General features: G+C 62.6%; 19 protein-coding genes. 3 read left to right on the forward strand and 16 right to left on the reverse strand.

Translation table 11 applies throughout. The features are described 5' to 3' along the window. Nucleotides 1-150: 150 nt before the first annotated feature. Both AC1Z36_RS13895 and nagA read left to right on the forward strand, forming a co-directional pair. A complete protein-coding gene (locus tag AC1Z36_RS13895; RefSeq protein ID WP_146112977.1) occupies nucleotides 151-897 on the forward strand; it encodes a DUF4126 domain-containing protein in 747 nt (248 codons plus the stop codon). Between the two features lie 129 nt (nucleotides 898-1,026). Further along, on the forward strand, nucleotides 1,027-2,235 hold the full coding sequence (gene nagA, locus AC1Z36_RS13900; protein WP_402697275.1) for an N-acetylglucosamine-6-phosphate deacetylase: 1,209 nt from the start codon (nucleotides 1,027-1,029) through the stop codon (nucleotides 2,233-2,235). A gap of 23 nt (nucleotides 2,236-2,258) precedes the next feature. On the opposite strand, the gene AC1Z36_RS13905 is transcribed toward nagA, so the two are convergent. Next, entirely contained in the window at nucleotides 2,259-3,245 is a 987-nt protein-coding gene (locus tag AC1Z36_RS13905; protein WP_483561362.1) for an NAD-dependent epimerase/dehydratase family protein, read from the reverse strand. Between AC1Z36_RS13905 and AC1Z36_RS13910 the strand changes: the two genes are divergently transcribed. After that, nucleotides 3,244-3,381 (forward strand): hypothetical protein, encoded by a 138-nt coding sequence (locus tag AC1Z36_RS13910; RefSeq protein WP_181148912.1) that lies wholly within the window; start codon nucleotides 3,244-3,246, stop codon nucleotides 3,379-3,381. The genes AC1Z36_RS13905 and AC1Z36_RS13910 overlap by 2 nt on opposite strands. Nucleotides 3,382-3,512: 131 nt before the next feature. On the opposite strand, the gene AC1Z36_RS13915 is transcribed toward AC1Z36_RS13910, so the two are convergent. The 15 genes from AC1Z36_RS13915 to rho all read right to left on the reverse strand — a co-directional run bounded on the left by AC1Z36_RS13915 (nucleotide 3,513) and on the right by rho (nucleotide 18,075). Then, on the reverse strand, nucleotides 3,513-3,941 hold the full coding sequence (locus AC1Z36_RS13915) for a DUF2550 domain-containing protein (RefSeq protein WP_105658413.1): 429 nt from the start codon (nucleotides 3,939-3,941) through the stop codon (nucleotides 3,513-3,515). An 8-nt stretch (nucleotides 3,942-3,949) separates the two neighbouring features. Beyond that, the gene (locus tag AC1Z36_RS13920) at nucleotides 3,950-4,219 is read right to left on the reverse strand and encodes a F0F1 ATP synthase subunit epsilon (RefSeq protein WP_038990466.1); all 270 of its coding nucleotides are present in this window, start codon (nucleotides 4,217-4,219) and stop codon (nucleotides 3,950-3,952) included. Between the two features lie 2 nt (nucleotides 4,220-4,221). Further along, complete coding sequence (atpD, locus tag AC1Z36_RS13925; protein ID WP_133834459.1) at nucleotides 4,222-5,667, reverse strand: F0F1 ATP synthase subunit beta; 1,446 nt, start codon at nucleotides 5,665-5,667, stop codon at nucleotides 4,222-4,224. 35 nt (nucleotides 5,668-5,702) lie between these two features. Next, nucleotides 5,703-6,596, reverse strand: coding sequence for a F0F1 ATP synthase subunit gamma (locus AC1Z36_RS13930; RefSeq protein ID WP_133834460.1), 894 nt, complete (start codon nucleotides 6,594-6,596; stop codon nucleotides 5,703-5,705). A gap of 76 nt (nucleotides 6,597-6,672) precedes the next feature. Further along, nucleotides 6,673-8,310: a F0F1 ATP synthase subunit alpha gene (gene atpA, locus AC1Z36_RS13935; RefSeq protein ID WP_483561363.1), complete on the reverse strand. Its 1,638-nt coding sequence runs from the start codon at nucleotides 8,308-8,310 to the stop codon at nucleotides 6,673-6,675. A gap of 125 nt (nucleotides 8,311-8,435) precedes the next feature. Then, nucleotides 8,436-9,248 carry a F0F1 ATP synthase subunit delta gene (locus AC1Z36_RS13940; RefSeq protein WP_332488160.1) on the reverse strand — a complete coding sequence of 271 codons (813 nt, stop codon included), beginning with the start codon at nucleotides 9,246-9,248 and terminating at the stop codon, nucleotides 8,436-8,438. Further along, nucleotides 9,248-9,802, reverse strand: coding sequence for a F0F1 ATP synthase subunit B (locus AC1Z36_RS13945; protein ID WP_013348622.1), 555 nt, complete (start codon nucleotides 9,800-9,802; stop codon nucleotides 9,248-9,250). Before AC1Z36_RS13945 ends, AC1Z36_RS13940 begins: the two co-directional genes overlap by 1 nt. 80 nt (nucleotides 9,803-9,882) lie before the next feature. Next, on the reverse strand, nucleotides 9,883-10,095 hold the full coding sequence (locus AC1Z36_RS13950; protein ID WP_013348621.1) for an ATP synthase subunit C: 213 nt from the start codon (nucleotides 10,093-10,095) through the stop codon (nucleotides 9,883-9,885). 107 nt (nucleotides 10,096-10,202) lie between these two features. After that, nucleotides 10,203-10,994: a F0F1 ATP synthase subunit A gene (gene atpB / locus AC1Z36_RS13955; RefSeq protein WP_105658410.1), complete on the reverse strand. Its 792-nt coding sequence runs from the start codon at nucleotides 10,992-10,994 to the stop codon at nucleotides 10,203-10,205. 285 nt (nucleotides 10,995-11,279) lie between these two features. Further along, the gene (locus AC1Z36_RS13960; protein ID WP_483561364.1) at nucleotides 11,280-11,636 is read right to left on the reverse strand and encodes a hypothetical protein; all 357 of its coding nucleotides are present in this window, start codon (nucleotides 11,634-11,636) and stop codon (nucleotides 11,280-11,282) included. Nucleotides 11,637-11,883: 247 nt separating this feature from the next. Beyond that, entirely contained in the window at nucleotides 11,884-13,005 is a 1,122-nt protein-coding gene (locus tag AC1Z36_RS13965) for an MraY family glycosyltransferase (RefSeq protein WP_332488148.1), read from the reverse strand. Beyond that, entirely contained in the window at nucleotides 13,002-13,685 is a 684-nt protein-coding gene (locus AC1Z36_RS13970; protein WP_332731251.1) for an L-threonylcarbamoyladenylate synthase, read from the reverse strand. Before AC1Z36_RS13970 ends, AC1Z36_RS13965 begins: the two co-directional genes overlap by 4 nt. 34 nt (nucleotides 13,686-13,719) lie before the next feature. After that, nucleotides 13,720-14,577: a peptide chain release factor N(5)-glutamine methyltransferase gene (gene prmC / locus AC1Z36_RS13975; RefSeq protein WP_332731250.1), complete on the reverse strand. Its 858-nt coding sequence runs from the start codon at nucleotides 14,575-14,577 to the stop codon at nucleotides 13,720-13,722. Nucleotides 14,578-14,584: 7 nt separating this feature from the next. Then, entirely contained in the window at nucleotides 14,585-15,658 is a 1,074-nt protein-coding gene (gene prfA, locus AC1Z36_RS13980) for a peptide chain release factor 1 (RefSeq protein WP_105658405.1), read from the reverse strand. A 188-nt stretch (nucleotides 15,659-15,846) separates the two neighbouring features. Then, nucleotides 15,847-18,075 carry a transcription termination factor Rho gene (gene rho / locus AC1Z36_RS13985; protein ID WP_483561365.1) on the reverse strand — a complete coding sequence of 743 codons (2,229 nt, stop codon included), beginning with the start codon at nucleotides 18,073-18,075 and terminating at the stop codon, nucleotides 15,847-15,849. Between the last annotated feature and the right edge of the window lie 178 nt (nucleotides 18,076-18,253).

Genomic DNA, 18,253 nt, shown 5'->3' on the forward strand with positions numbered 1-18,253 from the left:
GGCCCTGGCGCATCCGCCTCCGGCCGGATGCTGCTGCCTGGCAGCCTTAGCTTGGCCCTGCAGAAAACTGCATCCCGACTGCTAGTCTGATCTCCTCTACCAAAAGCGCTCGGTGCCGCACGGCCCGGGCCGCCAGGCTCGGGAGGTCCATTGGATCCGCTGACAGCTTCGCTCATGGCCATTGGCAGCGGTTCCGCTGCGGGCCTGCGGCCGTATTTCACGGTATTGGCCCTGGGCATCGCGGGACTCGTGATCCCCGATACCGCACCTGACATGATCGCTTCTGCGGCACGGCAGATTCCTGAAAGCATCACCAATCCGTGGGTCCTGGCGATCTGTGCCGTACTTGCCATCGGCGAGGCCGGCCTGGATAAGATCCCTTTCCTCAATCTGTCCATGGAAACCATCTCGGTGTGGCTGCGACCTGTTTTCGGCGCCCTGGTTGGCATCGGCCTTGGCGCCAATTCGGGAGTCGAGGTTGCCGTCCTCACCGGACTGCTCGGTGCGGGCTCCGCGCTGTCGGTGAGCCTGGGCAAATCGTCGATGACCGCGGCGACCAATGCCGTGCCCGAACCCATCACCCAATGGGTGCGCAGCCTGGCAGAAGATCTTGGCGCGCTGGTTCTCGTCTTCGCAGCTGTGCTGGTTCCGGTACTGGCCGCCGTGCTCGGACTCGTTGCCATTGCCATCGGCTTCTTCCTCTACCGCATGTTCCGCCGGGTCTACCGGTCAATGAAGAACCGGGTCGGCAGCATCAGGCAGAACCGGGCCGCCGCGCACTCCGCGCGCGAAGCGCAGCTGGCCTCCGGCACGAAGACCAGTACGCTGCAGGCGCTGCAGGCCCTGGCCACCGGCAACGCGCCGGCTTCCGAAGATCCTGCGGGCAAGGGCAGCTAGCTCCTTGCCGTGGCCAGGCGCCCGGCGCGCTGGGGCTGCTGCGTTCCCGGTTCGCTAAATGCCAAGTCCGCTGAGAAAATAATCCGTCGAGTCGGTGACTGGACGCGTTCTCTCTTCTAAGCTGGGAACATGACTACGACGCGCTACGCCCTTCATGCCACCCTGATTTCCGATGGCCTCAAGGTCACCGATGGCGTGCTCGCCGTGGAAGGCGACCGCATCCGCTTTGCCGGCAACCGCGATGACTTCAACGCCCTGGCCGATGCTGCCGACTACCCGGTACGCGAGGTAGCCCCCGGCTCCATCATCATCCCGGGCCTGATCGACCTGCATTGCCATGGCGCCCTCGGCGCGGACTTCTCGGCACCGGATCATTCGAGCGTCACCGAAGCGGTGGAGTACCTGCACCGCTCGGGCACCACTACCCTGCTCGCGTCGCTGGTCACCGCAGAGCCCTCGTCCATGATCGAGGCCGCCGAGCTGCTCGCCGAGCTGGCGGAGGCCGGCCAGATTGCCGGCATCCATGCCGAAGGCCCGTTCCTCTCCGTAGACCGCTGCGGCGCCCAGGACCCGCGCTTCCTGCAGGATCCGGATCCGGAATTCGTCAGCGAGCTGGTGGCTGCCAGCCGCGGCCAGCTGCGCACCATGACCTACGCTCCGGAATTGGCCGGCAGCGAGGAACTCGTTGAGCAGCTGGTCTCCCACGGCGTGGTCCCGTCGCTGGGGCACACCGATGCCAGCGCCCAGATCACCGCGGATTCCCTGCGCTTTGCCCGCGAACAGCTGCGCAGCGCCGGGGTGGACGGCTTCACCGAACGCCCTACGGTCACCCACCTGTTCAACGGCATGCCTTCGCTGCACCACCGCGAACCCGGTCCGGTGGCCGCCTGCCTGGAAGAGGCGGTGAACCGCAATGCGTTCGTGGAGCTGATCGCCGACGGGGTGCACCTGTCCCCCGATACCGTGCGCCTGGTCTTCCGCTTGGTCGGTGCGGAGAACATCTTGCTGGTCAGCGATTCCATGGCGGCCACCGGCTTGGCCGATGGGCAGTACACCCTCGGCCCGCAGGATGTGAATGTGGCCCTGGGCCAGGCACGGCTGGCCAGCGACAATTCCCTGGCCGGCGGCACCTGCACGCTGCTGGAAATCGTGCAGCGCGCCGTGCAGGCCGGGGTCTCACTGGTCCAGGCGGTCAACTCGGCTACGTCCATCCCCGCCTCGCTGATCGGCCTGGCCGACGAAGTCGGTTCCCTGCACTACGGCTTCGCCGCCGATGCACTGATCCTGGATGCCAATCTGCAGCTGGTCCAGACGATCCGCAACGGGGAATACCTCTAGCCCACTGAAAATCCCGGACTGCGCTAGCCCTGCCGGATCCGCCCGAGCTGGCCGAGCAGCTCAAGCTCCTCGGCCCGGCCGAGGCCAGCACGCCGGGACCGGTCCAGTCCGCGAGCCCGTTCATCGGCCAGCACGTCGCCAAGCAAGTCCTCCAGGTCCCGCTCCGGGCCACCGGCCAAGGCGTACCGCTGGTTGCTGCGCTGGGCGAAGCCGTGGTCCTCCAGCGCAAGCCACAGCGGCAGCGAACGCGCCCCGGCCCAGTAATTGACCTGGCGTTCGCGCAGCCATGCGTCCTGGGCGGTGACCAGTTCCCCGCTGAATCCCGCAATCCGTGCGGCCGTACTGAGGAACTGGGCGAAGCCATGTGATGTTCCGGCCACGTTGAAGGTTCCGGTCAGCGAACGCGCGGTGGCGTCGATAATCCACGCGGCGGCATCGCGCACGTCGATGACCTGCACATGGCGGCCCGCGGTTGGCGGGATGAGGACCTGGCCGGCACCGGCCAAGGCCAAGCGCGAAACCCAGTAGGAAAAGCGGTCGCTGGGATCGCCAGGTCCGGCAATCAGCCCCGGACGGGCAATGAGCAGCCGGTCGGCAACCATCGCCGTGCTGGCCCGTTCGGCAAGGACCTTTGCATGCCCGTAGTCGCCGGGATCGGACGGTTCATGCAGTTGCGCGTCTTCGCCGGCACCGGGCAGCTGCGCGCTGGCATACACCGAGATGGAAGAAACCAGGGTCCAGTGCCGCGCATTCGCGGCCAGGGCCGCCAGCGCTTCGTGCACCCATTGCAGCTCATAGGACAGCTCGATGACCGAGTCGAATCCGATGCCCTGCACGGCATCATAGGCCCCGGGCTGGCTCCGGTCGGCACGCACCAGCTGCGCGCCCTGGGCAACCTCGCCGGAATTGCCGCGCGCCAGGCAGGTGACTTCGTGGCCACTGCGGATCAGCTGCCGCGCCAGCTCGCGGCCGAGCCACGCGGTGCCGCCAAGGATCAAGGTTCGTTTCATGGGAACAGTCAACTACGTCCTGCGCCACGCGCCCAGGCATTTCGCACTCAGCGCAGTTCCTGCCGGCCGTTTCCGGATCGGTGGCTGCGGTGCCCGGGATCCGGAGGTGCTCCCCCAAGCCGCCACGCGCAGCTGAGCAGTGCGCCGAGCACGCAGGCGATCCGCAGCGGCCTCCCCAGCCTGCCAACGCTGCCTGCCAGCATTGACTGGCCAGGGAACGCGAAAACCGCCGCTGCATCTGCAACGGCGGTTTTGCTTTATCAAGTTCTAGATCTGCCAGCTCCCGGCGATCGGCCCGGCTTCGAGCCAGGCCGAGAAGCCGGTGTAGTCGCGGTAGTCCATGGCCAGCAGCAGCTCATCACCGCTGCGCACCAGCATCACGATGATGAATCCTGGCGGGATCCGCGAGGTTTCCTCATCGGTGGGCTGGCGTGTCCCGGTGATATCCAGGCCACGGCGCTCGATCACGAAGCTCGGGACCGGGGAGACAGAGAAAAACCGCAACAGGTCCACATGCGCTCCGCCGTAGCGGCCGATGACCATCATCCATTTGCCCGAAGGCGCCAGGATGGATGCATCGAAGGTGCCCAGCGTGCGCCGCAATTGGATGCGGCGCACGGCCATGGCCCCGAAGAACATGGCGATGCCGATCAGGATCAGCAACGCGATCAGAACTGGTGCGGTTATCTCAAACAATTCATCGCCTACGCTGCGGTACCAAGCACAGCGTTGTCAGCAACGATCACTACGCGATCCGAATCAACAGAGAAGAAGCCTCCGTCGATCTGGACCGAGAAGCGGGACTCGGAAACCGGTTCGATTTCCAGGTCCCCAGCGGCAAGCACGGACAGCATCGGAACGTGACCGGGCAGAACACCGATCTCGCCGTCCACCGAACGAGCCTTGACCAGCTTCGCAGCGCCCGACCACACGAAGTGGTCAGCCGCGACGATTTCGACCTGAAGCTCAGCCATAATTAGCTGGCCTTCTGGATTTCGGCCCACTGGCGCTCGACGTCGTCAAGACCGCCGATGTTGAAGAACGCCTGCTCTGCAATGTGGTCCAATTCGCCATCGCAAATGGCCTTGAAGCCTTCGATGGTGTCCTTGATCGATACGGTCGAGCCCTCGACACCGGTGAACTGCTTTGCGGTGTAGGTGTTCTGCGAGAGGAACTGCTGGATACGGCGTGCACGGGCAACGACGATCTTGTCCTCTTCGCCCAGCTCGTCGATACCGAGGATCGCGATGATGTCCTGCAGTTCCTTGTTCTTCTGCAGAATGGCCTTCACGCGGATGGCTACATCGTAGTGATCCTGGCCAATGTACTGCGGATCCAGGATTCGCGAGGTCGAGGTCAGCGGGTCGATCGCCGGATACAGGCCGCGCGACGCGATTTCACGCGACAGCTCGGTGGTTGCATCCAAGTGGGCGAAGGTTGCTGCTGGAGCCGGGTCGGTGTAGTCATCGGCCGGGACGTAGACAGCCTGCATCGAGGTGATCGAGCGGCCCTTCGTCGAGGTGATGCGTTCCTGCAGCAGACCCATTTCATCGGCCAAGTTCGGCTGGTAGCCCACGGCGGAAGGCATGCGGCCCAGCAGGGTCGACACCTCGGAACCGGCCTGGGTGAAGCGGAAGATGTTGTCGATGAACAGCAACACGTCCTGGTTCTGGACATCGCGGAAGTATTCCGCCATGGTCAGAGCCGACAGTGCCACGCGCAAACGGGTTCCAGGTGGCTCATCCATCTGGCCGAACACCAGTGCGGTGTCCTTCAGGACGTTTGCCTCGTCCATTTCGACCCAGAGGTCGTTGCCTTCACGGGTGCGCTCGCCAACACCGGCGAATACCGAGGTACCACCGAAGTTACGTGCAACACGGGTGATCATTTCCTGGATCAGCACGGTCTTGCCAACGCCGGCGCCGCCGAACAGGCCGATCTTGCCGCCCTTGATGTACGGGGTCAGGAGGTCGATCGACTTGATGCCGGTTTCCAGCATTTCGGTCGAGCCCTCGAGCTCCGAGAACTTCGGAGGCTGGCGGTGGATTGGCCAACGCTCGGTGACCTGGATCTCCGAGTTGTCAACGTCCAGGGCGTCGCCCAGAACGTTGAAGATGTGGCCCTTGACGCCGTCGCCTACTGGGACGGAGATGGCAGCGCCGGTATCGGTCACCGAAGCACCGCGGACCAGGCCGTCGGTGGCCTGCAGCGATACTGCGCGGACCAGGCCCTCACCGAGGTGCTGACTGGTCTCGAAGGTGATCTTCTTGGTTTCGCCGTTGAGGGTCAGCTCAGCGGTCAGTGCGTTGTAGATAGCAGGCAGTGCGTCGGCTGGGAACTCGACGTCCACGACCGGGCCAGTCACGCGCGCGATGCGACCGATGGCCCCTGCGGTAACCTGCTCGTTGAGTTGGGCAGTCATCTTTCTCACTTCTTGTCTGGTCGGAGTATCGGTAATTAGCTGTTCAGCGCGTCGGCGCCGGCGATAATTTCCGAAAGCTCCTGGGTGATTTCAGCCTGACGGGCATTGTTGAGCAATCGGGTGTACTTCTTGATCAGTTCACCAGCGTTGTCGCCTGCGGCCTTCATGGCGCGCTGGCGGGCAGCGAGCTCGGAAGCAGCGGACTGCAACTGGCAGTTGAACAGTCGAGAATCGATGTAGCGCGGAAGCAGTGCGTCAAGCACTTCTTCCGGCGATGGCTCAAACTCGTACAGTGGCAACAGCTCGTCGGTTGGAGTCTCGGATTCATCCTCGACAACCTCCAACGGCAACAGACGGATGACCGTCGGTTCCTGCGTGACCATCGACTTGAACTGGGTGTAGACGACGTGGATCTCGTCCACGCCACCCTGCTCGAAATCGGTGTCGAAGTCCTCCAGGAGGACATCGCGCAGCTCGCGTGCGGTTTCGAAACGCGGGGAATCAGTTTCCCCGGTCCACACTCGTGCGTACTCGCGTGAACGGAAATCAAAGTAAGCCTGGGCCTTGCGGCCGACCAAGTAGGTCTTGACTTCCTTGCCTTCTTCACGCAGGAGTTCCACGAGGTGCTCTGCCTGCTTCAGAACGCTGGCGGAGTAGGACCCGGCAAGTCCTCGGTCCGAAGTCATCACCAAGACCGCGGCGCGGCGTACCTGCGCCGGCTCGGTGGTCAGTGGATGCTCGACATCGGCCTGGGACGCGACGGCGGTTACTGCACGGGTAATCGCATTGGCATACGGCAGCGAGGCCGAGACACGCGTACGTGCCTTACCAATGCGGGATGCAGCGATCAGTTCCATCGCCTTGAAGATCTTGCGCATCGACTTGGTCGATCCGATCTTCTGGCGGTAGACCCGAATCTGGGCTCCCATGTGTGTCCTTTCCTTATCCCCTACCTCGGGAGGGCGGCGCCGTTACCGGCGCCGCTCCCCCTTGGCAAGGAAATTGTCAGCGCTTCTGCTTGACGATCTTTTCCTGGTCAACGGACTCGGAATCGAGAGCGTCGTGCTCTTCGTGCCCGGCGGCGACAAGCTTGTCGTCGCCTTCGCCGAAGAAGCCGGCCTTGAAGTCCGCAACAGCGGTCTTCATGGCTTCCAGAGTCTCGTTCTCCAGCTTGCCGGTCTGGCCAATCACGGTCAGTACATCGGTGCGGTGGCGCAGGTAGTCGATGAACTCGCCCTCGAAGCGGCGTACATCCTCAACCGGGACATCGTCCAGGTAGCCGTTGGTGCCGGCCCAGATCGAAACGACCTGGTCCTCAACCGGGTACGGGGTGTACTGGCCCTGCTTGAGCAATTCCATCAAGCGCGCACCACGGGTCAGCTGCTGCTTGGAAGCAGCATCCAGGTCCGAGGCGAACATTGCGAATGCCTGCATGTCGCGGTACTGGGCCAATTCCAGCTTCAAGGTACCGGAGACCCTCTTCATGGCCTTGACCTGTGCCGAACCGCCAACGCGGGATACCGAGATACCCACGTCGACAGCTGGACGCTGGTTGGCGTTGAACAGGTCCGACTGCAAGAAGATCTGGCCGTCGGTGATCGAGATGACGTTGGTCGGGATGAACGCGCCCACGTCGTTGGCCTTGGTTTCGATGATTGGCAAGCCAGTCATCGAACCTGCACCCAGCTCGTCCGACAGCTTGGCGCAACGCTCAAGCAGGCGGGAGTGCAGGTAGAAGACGTCGCCTGGGTAGGCTTCGCGTCCTGGCGGACGGCGCAGCAGCAGGGACACGGCACGGTAGGCTTCAGCCTGCTTCGACAGATCATCGAAGACGATCAGAACGTGCTTGCCGCCGTACATCCAGTGCTGGCCGATGGCCGAGCCTGCGTATGGAGCCAAGTACTTGAAGCCGGCCGGGTCGGATGCCGGGGACGCCACGATGGTGGTGTACTCCAGTGCGCCCTGCTCTTCGAGGGTCTGGCGAACGGCAGCGATGGTCGATGCCTTCTGGCCAATTGCCACGTAGACGCAGCGGACCTGCTTGGTCTGATCGCCGGATTCCCAGTTAGCACGCTGGTTCAGGATGGTGTCAACCGCGATAGCGGTCTTGCCGGTCTGGCGGTCGCCAATGATCAGCTGACGCTGGCCACGGCCGATCGGGATCATGGCGTCGATAGCCTTCAGACCGGTCTGCATTGGCTCGTGCACGCTCTTGCGCTGGGTCACGCCTGGTGCCTGCAGCTCCAGGGCGCGACGGCCCTCGGCAGCGATTGGGCCCAAGTTGTCCAGTGGCTCGCCCAACGGGTCGACCACGCGGCCCAGGTAGCCGTCGCCGACTGGAACCGAAAGGATCTCGCCGGTGCGCTCTACCTTCTGGCCAGCTTCGATGCCGGTGAAGTCACCAAGCACAACGACACCGATTTCGCGGGTATCGAGGTTCTGGGCCAGGCCCAGGGTGCCATCTTCGAACTTCAGCAACTCGTTGGCCATGACGGAAGGAAGGCCTTCCACTCTGGCGATGCCGTCGCTCGCGGCGACGACGCGTCCCACCTCGGTGCGCTCTGCCTTACCCGGTTCGTAGGAAGATGCGAACTCGTTTAGGGCATCGCGGACGTCGTTGGCATTGATGGTCAAATCGGCCATCTGCAGTCCCTGCTCTCCTAAATTGTGATCCGGTCCATTGGACCGAATCGAATGTGAATGAAGTCTGTTGTGGTCCTGGCAGCCAGGAACACCAGGCGAAGGATCACTCCCTAGCCCAATGAGTCCTAGCTGGCCAAGGCGCGGCGCAACTCGGCCACGCGTGATGCCACGGAAGCGTCGACAACTTCGTCGCCAACCTTGACTACCAGTCCACCGACCAGCGATGGGTCGGTAGTGGCGTTGAGCTTGAGCTGACGACCGTATAGCTTGTTCAGGCTGGTCTCCAGGCGCGAAAGCTGGGCTTCGGAAAGTTCTACAGAGCTGGTTACCGAGGCAATCCAGCGCTGCTGGCGCTTGGCCACGAGCTCTACGAAACGTCCAACCAAGGCTGCTGGCTTCAAACCGCGGGGGTTCGAAACTGCCTGGGAGATCAAAACCTGCGAGGTCTGCGACGCGTTAGGCACGAGCTTCAGCGCGAGAGTGCGCTTAGCCTCGACTGGGGCCTGTGCATCATCCAACGCACGCTGCAGTTCGTGATTGCCACGCACTACCTCGATGAAGGAGAACAGATCCTGCTCCAGCTTGTTCAGCCCCGAAGCGCCGTCCTGCTGCTCTGCCACTGCGGTGACCGCAGTGACAGCCAGCGATTCGAGCGCATCGCTAATGTCGCGTTCCGAGCTCCAGCGGGTAGAAGCCAGCTGTGCGACGACGTCCTCGGCGTCAGCCGAGACCTTCCCGTGCAGCAGCTGAGCCAAAAGGCCTGCCTTGTCGGCATTTCCACGGGCTGGGTCAGTCATTGCGCGGCGGAGACCGGCATTTGCATCCAGTACTTCCAGGACCGCGAACAGTTCCTTAGGCAGCTCAATAGATGCCAGTGCCAGCTTGGGTTCCAGGAACGCCAAAGCCTTTGCCAGTGACTCGCTCGATACACTTGCCATTAGTTCGATGCACCTGCGTTCTGCTGAGCTTCCAAATCGGTCAGGAACTTGTCAACCACGCGCTGGGCACGGGCATCGTCCTGCAGAGCTTCGTCAACAACCTTGCTTGCAAGCTCGGTAGCCAATGCGCCCACGTCGGTGCGGAGCGAAGCCAGAGCGGATACGCGCTCAGCTTCGATCTGGCGGTGCGACTGCTCGGTGATACGAGCTGCCTCATCGGTTGCCTTGGTCTTCAGATCCGCAAGGATCTGAGCACCTTCGCTACGAGCTTCCTCACGGATGCGGTTTGCTTCGGTGCGTGCTTCCAGAAGCTGGGCCTTGTACTGTGCCAAGGTCTCCTCTGCTTCCTTCTGCGCTGCTTCAGCCTTCTCAAGGCCACCTTCGATCGCGGTGACGCGATCTTCATAGGACTGCTCGAACTTTGGAGCAATTACCTTGATGACGATGAACAGAAGGACCGCGAAACCAACACCCGTGACGAGAATTTCCCACGGGTTCGGCAACAGCGGGTTGACCGATTCGCTCGCAGCGAGGATGAAATCAGTGCTGTTCATTCTCACTATTCCTTATCTACTAGTTTCCGCTTGTGTGTACGCCTCGCGATAGTGGCGAGGCCACTACAGTTGCGAAAAGACTAGGCGCCGATGACGAAAGCGAAGACCAGGCCCAGGATGGCCAGTGCTTCAGCAAGTGCGAAGCCAAGCATGGCGATTGGCTGCAGGATGCGCTGAGCCTCAGGCTGACGTGCAACACCGTTGATGTAGGCAGCGAAGATCAAGCCAACGCCGATAGCCGAACCGATAGCAGCCAGGCCGTAGCCGATCATATTCAGGGAGCCGTGCAACATGTGATTATGTTCCTTTCAAGATACCGAGCTTTTGCCGGTAGGTTGTGAGGTATTCCTTGAGCGACTCAAGGAAGATCTTTATGGGTTGGAAGAAAAGAAGTGTTGGCCTAGTGGGCGTCGGCTTCGATTGCACCCTGGAGGTAGATCGCGGTCAGCAGGGCGAAAACAAACGCCTGCAGGACCATGATCAGCAGTTCCAGGAAGTACATGGCGACCGAGCCAACGATGACCAGGATGCCAAGGCCGTTCATGGCCAGGGAGTCCTGGACAACGATCAGGTGACGAGCGCCGGCAGCTGCCAGCATCACGATCATGTGACCGGCCAGCATCGTTGCCATCAAACGCAGCGAGTGCGTCAGCGGGCGAACGATGAAGTTAGAAATGATTTCCAACGGAATCATCAGTGGCATGATCCAGCCCGGAACACCGGACGGGACGACGGCCAACTTGAAGTAGCGGATACCGTGGTTCTTCAGGCCTACAGCAATCCAGGTGCCGTAGATGATGATAGCCATCGCGTATGCAGAACCAGCGTGTGAGAACGATGGAAGCTGCAGGAACGGAATCGCGCCGAAGAGGTTGTTCAGCAGTACGAAGAAGAAGGTCGCGAACAGCAGAGGAATCCAAGGACGGAAGTTCTTCTCGCCGATGATGTCGCGGCCAATTCCGTTACGTACAAACGCGTAACCGGACTCAGCGATGTACTGCATCTTGCCTGGAACCAGCTTCGGGTTCTTGATGGCCACGGTGAAGAACCAAGAGATAAGCACGATCGACAAAACGATCATGAGCATCTGCTTGCCGAAACCCGTGCCGTACTCAGCCATCCACGGGAAAAGATCCGGGAGGTGGGTATCGGAAACGGATGGCGGTACGAAGCCGCCTTCTTCTGAGGCCATTGGGAGCGCAAACGCGAACAACGCGCTGTCCTCTCTGCAGTAACGGTCACGGGCAAAAGGCGGTGACTGGCGGTAACTGCCTCTCACCGTGTGAAGAAAAGATCAAACGGGGATCCCATCATGGCCCATGCCAGAAGCATCAACCCTGATGAAGGTCCATCTGCGGGTTACCCCGCGGATGCATATTGCGTATTCCGCCCGCAGTTGAGCGGACGGCCAAAAATGACCCGAAGTAAGCTTATCAAACTCACAGCACCCCACCGACACAAAGTCGCGCGGAATACTCTATTCCTCGTTGTAGATAGCCAGGCGCGCCTTCATGAAAGAGCGCACCTCGCCAACCTGCCAGGCAACAAGGGAGATAGCTGCTGCAAGAACGAATCCCTGGCGATTAACCCAATCGGGCAACCCCAGGTTCAACAACACGAAGGCGATGCCAAGAACCTTGATGACAAAGACACCCAAGAACGCGGGCATGGCCCACGAGTGGCGAATTCGCCCTGCAGCTTCGGCAATGAGAATGCCAATCGCGAAAAAGCCAATCACAATCCCGGCAGCCAGCGCGCCAGAAAGCGCGTAGCGAAGATCGGCAACCAACCATGAAATCAGGAAAAATATGGCGGTAGCGATCAGCGAATACACCAGTGACAAGCCAAGAATCGGCAACCAGATGGATTTCGGGGCTGATGAAGCACTGACGCGGGCAGAACCAGAATTCACGTCCGCAACCTTTCTTCGTCAACACCGAGGAACCATCGTGCACCCATCGATGCTGATGAAACTTGAAACTTCCACCTATTCCCTAAAGAGCAGATGAAAGAAGATCCAGATTGAATTCTACACGAGATAGAAACAGATTGCTTGTGCGTTACCCTGCTATTTGATCGGGCTAGGCTTTGCCCATGCGCTTGCGTAAGGCCTCGACCCGCTTGATCACCAGGGGACGCCACGTTGCTACCGCTGCCACTAGGAACAACAGCAAGGCCATCGGGACCACCAGAATGACCGGGATGAAGGCGATGGAAACCACTGAGACGGCAATCACGGCGGCCCACAGGTAGAGCAGAACTACCGATTGGCGCACCGAGTGGCCCTGGGCCAGCATCCGGTGGTGGATGTGCTTGGCGTCCGGGGAAAAGGGTGAGCGTTTGTTGGCTAGCCGGCGGAAGACCGAGAGTACAAGGTCCAGTACTGGTAGGAAGACGATCACCATCGGCAGCAGCATCGGCATGTAGGCCGGGATGTTGCGGAAGCGCCGGGCCTCCAGGCCCTGCACATCACCGGTCACCGCCACCGCGGCCACCGAGAGGATCATGCCGATGGCGAGAACGCCGGTCTCCCCCATGAAGATATTCGCCGGGTTGAAGTTGTGCGGCAAGAAGCCCAGGCAGGCACCGAGCAGCAAGGCGCAGAGCAAGGCCCCGATGTTCGCGTAGTCATCGGCGCTCACGTGCGTGGCCAGCACATAGGAGTACACGAAGAAGGTCGCCGCGCCAATGGCGGCCAGGCCCGCGGCCAGGCCATCCAATCCATCGGAGAAGTTGATCGCGTTCATGGTCAGCACGATCAGGAAAATGGTCACCGAAATCTGCATCCATTGCTCATCGATCTGCCACGAACCCACGGGCAGGGACTGGATGACGATTCCGTTGGTGGCGACCAGCCAGCCGATCAGGATCTGGCCGGCGAGCTTCAGCCACCACTTCAGGTCGAACATGTCATCGGCCAGGCCCATGAGCACGATGACGCCCAGGGCGTAGGCGATTCCGCGGATGGCGTCGTCATTGCCGAAAACCCCGCGGAAGAAGTGGAAGTTGCTGGCCAGCCATAGCCCTGCGGCGAAAGCGGCGATAATCGCCAGGCCGCCGAACTTCACGATCGGTTTTTCGTGCTGGTCGCGTTCGCGCACCAACTGGTTGCCGGTGAAACGGTGGCCAAGGGTGCGGATGATCGGGGTGAGCAGGAACGAAACCGTAAAGCTGAATGCTATGAGCAGTACGTATGTTCTCATGCGCCGGTTTCCGGTGCGTCCTGTCCCAAATCGAGAATGCCAGGGACGACCACGCGCAATTCCTCAATGGAAATCGCGCCCGAGCGAACCACCCGCAGGTTCTGGCCGGTGCAATCGATGATGGTCGATGGCAGGACCTCTTCCCCGGCCTCGCCGCGCGGGCCGCCGTCGAGGTAGACATCCACCGACTCCCCGAGCTGAGCGAAAGCCTGCTCGACATCCAGCGCCGCCGCGTTGCCGGTGCGGTTGGCCGAGGACACGGCCAACGGGCCGGTCTGGCCCAGGAGTTCCAGGGCGGTGTCGTCGTTGGGCACGCGCAGCGCCACGGTGCCGCGGGTCTCCCCCAGATCCCAGGTCAGCGAAGGCTGGGCCTGCAGGATCAGGGTCAGTCCGCCTGGCCAGAACGCTTCGGCCAGCTTGCGCGCGGCCTCGGGGATGTCCCTGGCCAATCCGTCCATGGTGGAACTCTGGGCGATCAGCACTGGCGGGGGCATGGTGCGGTTGCGGCCTTTGGCGGCCAGCAGCATCGCCACGCCCTGGGCGCTGAATGCATCGGCGCCGATCCCGTAGACGGTATCTGTAGGCAAGACGATGCAGCGCTTGTCCGCCAGCGCGGCCTTGGCTGCGGCGATGCCTTCAGCGTGTTCCTGCTCGTTGCTTACCGAAAATGTTGTGCTCACGGGATCATTCTTTCATGCACTGGGTGTGGTTTGGTTATTGCGGCGCGTAGCCGGATGTGGCGCGGGCGCGCCCGGTCAAATCTTCATGGCCAGCTACCTGCGTGAATCCGGCCGCGCGCAGCATGGCTGCCGCGGTTTCGTGCTGCACTTCGGCGTGTTCCATCACGTAGTAGCCGCCGGGACGCAAGAGCTTCATGGCTTGGGCGGTAATGGCTCGCGGAATGTCCAGTCCGTCCTCCCCGAGCCCGTATAACGCCATTTCCGGGTCGTGCTCGCGCACTTCCACTTCGCGCGGCACCGCGTTGGGCGGAATATACGGCGGATTGGAGATCACCAGGTCCATGGTGCCTTCCAGTTCCCCGGGGACCGCCGTGGCATCCTGGTGCAGCACGGTGACCCGGTGCGGCTCGCAGTTGGCCCGGGTGTAGCCGATGGCATCCTCCGAGAGCTCCACGGCCCAGACGCTGGCTGCTGGCACTTCGCTGGCCACGGACGCTGCAATGGCGCCGGAGCCTGAGCACAAATCAATGCACCGCGGGGTGCCGATGCCTTGGCCGGCCAGGAAATCAAGGCCGAGCTGCACCACGGTTTCGGTTTCCGGGCGCGGGGTGAATACTCCCGGTCCCACCTTCAGCTCCAGGTAGCGGAAGTACGCCACGCCAGTCAGGTGCTGCAGCGGGATGCGGGTGCGCCGGGCGGCCACCAGGGCGGTGAATTGCTCCCGGGATCCAGGGTCGAGGCCCTCGCCACGCAGTTCGCGCAGCTTCAGTTCCGAGCGGTCAATGCCCAGCACGTGGCACAGCAGCAGGTCGACGTCGACGCCGGGGCTTGGCACCCCGGCGTCGGCCAGCGCCGCAATCGCCTGGCGGCGCACGGCAGTGAGTTCTTCCAAGGCGTCGTTACTCGCCCAGCGCTGCCAAGCGCTCTTCCTCGTCCATCTGGATGCAGGATTCAACCACCGGCTGCAGGTCCCCGTCCATCACGGCGTCGAGGTTGTAGGCCTTGTAGCCGGTGCGGTGGTCGGCAATGCGGTTTTCCGGGTAGTTGTAGGTGCGGATGCGCTCGGAGCGGTCCATGGTGCGGATCTGGCTTGCACGCTGGGCCGAGTTCTCCTTGTCGATGATCTCCTGCTGGTGGGCCAGCAGGCGCGAACGCAGCACGCGCATCGCGGCTTCGCGGTTCTGGATCTGCGACTTCTCGTTCTGCATGGCCACCACGATGCCGGTGGGCAGGTGGGTAATGCGCACCGCGGAGTCGGTGGTGTTCACCGACTGGCCGCCGGGGCCCGAGGAACGGTAGACATCGATCTTCAGGTCGTTCTGGTGGATGTCGACTTCTTCGGGCTCGTCCACCTCGGGCAGGACCAGCACGCCGGCAGCCGAGGTGTGGATGCGGCCCTGGGATTCGGTGACCGGCACGCGCTGCACGCGGTGCACGCCGCCTTCGAACTTCAGCTGGGCGTAGACGCCTTCGGCCGGGTCATTCGATTTGCCCTTGATGGCAACCTGGGCGTCCTTGTAGCCGCCGAGGTCGGACTCGTTGAAGGAGATCATCTCCACCTTCCAGCCCTTGTGCTCGGCGAAACGGGTGTACATGCGCAGCAGGTCGGCTGCGAACAGCGCTGCTTCGTCGCCGCCCTCGCCGCCCTTGACTTCGAGGATCACGTCGCGGCCGTCGTTCTCGTCGCGCGGGATCAGCAGGCGGCGCAGCTTCTCCTCGAGCTCTGGCAGGGCGGCGGTGAGGGTTTCCACCTCTTCTGCGAAGTCCGGATCCTCGTCAGCCATTTCCTTGGCTGCTTCCAGGTCCTCGGTGGCGGCGTGCCACTTGTTGTAGGCCTCGACGATGCCGTTCAGCTGTGCCGAGCGGCGGCCGAGCTTGCGGGCCAGCGCCTGGTCGGCGTACACCGCTGGATCCGAGAGCTGCGCCTGGATTGCGGCATGCTCTTCTAGTAGCGACTTGACGGACTCGAACATGGTGGGTGTGCTTCCTTGTTGGCGTTTTCCGCGCAGTGCCGCCGGCTATTGCGGCTGGGGCACTGCTGGAATTCAATTCTAAACGCTGCGCCGGCCGGGGCCGGCGTGCGAGGTGTCACTACGCGCCGATGGCGTCCAGCCAGCTGCCGGTGCGGCAAGCTGGCTGGACGCCATGGCGGTGGGTGGTGCTAATCCTTGTTTGGAGTGGTCTTGTTGACCAGCATCAAGAATTCCGCGTTCGATCCGGTTTCGCGGATCTTCCCGGTGAGCACTTCCAGTGCCTGCTGCGGATCGATGCCCGAGAGCATGCGGCGCAGGCGCCACATGATGCGCACTTCTTCGGCACTCATCAGCTGCTCTTCGCGGCGGGTCGAGGAAGCGTTGACATCCACTGCCGGGAAGATGCGCTTCTCGGCCAGCTGGCGCGAAAGGCGCAGCTCCATGTTGCCGGTGCCCTTGAATTCCTCGAAGATGACCTCGTCCATCTTGGAACCGGTCTCCACCAGGGCGGTAGCCAGGATGGTCAGCGAGCCGCCATTCTCGATGTTGCGGGCTGCACCGAAGAAGCGCTTCGGCGGGTACAGCGCTGCCGAGTCGACGCCGCCGGAGAGGATGCGGCCCGAGGCCGGAGCGGCCAGGTTGTAGGCACGGCCCAGGCGGGTCATCGAGTCCAGCAGGACCACGACATCCATGCCCATTTCCACCAGGCGCTTGGCGCGCTCGATGGCCAGCTCGGCCACGGTGGTGTGGTCATCGGCCGGGCGGTCGAAGGTCGAGGCGATGACCTCGCCCTTCACGGTGCGCTGCATGTCGGTGACTTCTTCGGGACGCTCATCAACGAGCACCATCATCAGGTGCACTTCCGGGTTGTTGATGGTGATCGCGTTGGCAATGGCCTGCAGGATCAAGGTCTTGCCGGCCTTCGGAGGCGAAACGATCAGGCCGCGCTGGCCCTTGCCGATTGGCGCGACCAGGTCGATGACGCGCGGGCCGACCAGCTTCGGATCGGTTTCCAGGCGCAGGCGCTCGGTCGGGTACAGCGGGACGAGCTTGTTGAACTCGACGCGTTCGCGGTTGTCCTCTGGCTTCTTGCCGTTGACCGAAGTCAGCTGCACCAGGGCGTTGAACTTCTGGCGCGGGTTCGGGGTCTCGCCCTCGCGTGGCTGGCGGATCGCGCCAACGATGGCGTCGCCCTTGCGCAGGTTGTACTTCTTGACCTGGCCCAGGGTGACGTAGACGTCGTTCGGGCCGGGCAGGTAGCCGGAGGTGCGCACGAAGGCGTAGTTCTCCAGCACGTCCAGGATGCCGGCGATCGGCAATACGACGTCGTCCTCGCTCAGCTGCGGCTCGTCGTCATCACGGCGGTTGCGGCGGTTGCGGTTGTTGCGATCGTTACGGTCGTTGTTGCGATCGTTGCGATCATTGTTGCGCTCGCGGCGGTTGCTGCGGTCATTGCGATCGTTGCGGTCGTTGTTGCGCTCGCGGCGTTCGCGGCGGTCATTGCGGTCGCCACGCTCGGAACGATCCTCGGTGTTCTCCGAGTCGTTCGAGTCGTTGTTGCGATCGTTGCGATCGTTATTGCGCTCATTGCGGTCGTTGTTGCGCTCGTTGCGGCGGTTGTTGCGCTCGCGGCGCTCTTCGCGGCGGTCGGTGCGCTCTTCAGCGTTCTCCGACTCGGCAACTTCGGTGCGCTCAGTGCGCTCGGTGCGCTCGGTGCGCTCGGTGTTGCGATCGCGGCGGTTGCCACGCTCACGGCGGTTGCCGCGCTCGCGGCGCTCTTCGCGTGCTTCGCCGTAGCTCTCGGCGTTCTCCGCCGGTGCCTCGGCCTGCTCGGCTGCCTGCTCTGCTGGCTGGTCAACCGGCTTGTTGTTCCGAGAGTTGCGGCGCTGGCGTGGAGCCTTGGACTCCTCGGCTGCTGCCTGGTTCTCGGCTGGAGCCTCAGTAGCGGCTTCGTTGGCTTCGGCAGGAGCCGCAACCTTGCCCGAGTCGGTCACGCGGCGCGAGGTGCGGCGTGCGCGAGCTGGCTTCTCAGCCGGAGCTTCAGCAGCCGCGCCGGCCTCTGGTGCGTTCTCGGTCTCGGCCTGCGCCTGGGCCGCGGCCTTTGGCGCACGACGCGCACGGGTCTTGGTTTCCTTGGCCTGCTCGGCTGGAGCTTCAGCCTTCGCTGCCGGAGCTTCGGTCTTGGCAGACTTCGCTTCCTGTGCGGCCTTGGCGTCCTTGGCGGCAACGGAGCCACCGCGCTGGTGGTCGCCGATGGCCTTGACCAGATCAGCCTTGCGCATCCGCGAACCGCCGGTGATACCCAGCTGCGAAGCCAACTGCTGGAGCTGGGTCATTTTCAAAGAGGCCAGTCCGGCGCTCTTGTTTTCGGAAGTCTTGGTGTCCACGCCTTCGTTGAGGCTCGTGGTTTCGGTCACGAAAGTTCCTTCTGACTCGTAGGATGGGCCGCTTCAAGGCAGGCCCACTATGCCGTAAATGATGTTCAGCAGCCGAAGATTTCGTGGCTACTTCACTTTCTCCCCGCAAGATGGCCCAGAATTCGGGGCAAAACTGCAGTGGATTAGAGAGACTGACATCTCCTAGGCACGAAGACGT

It is taken from the genome of Glutamicibacter sp. BS14, assembly GCF_056934375.1.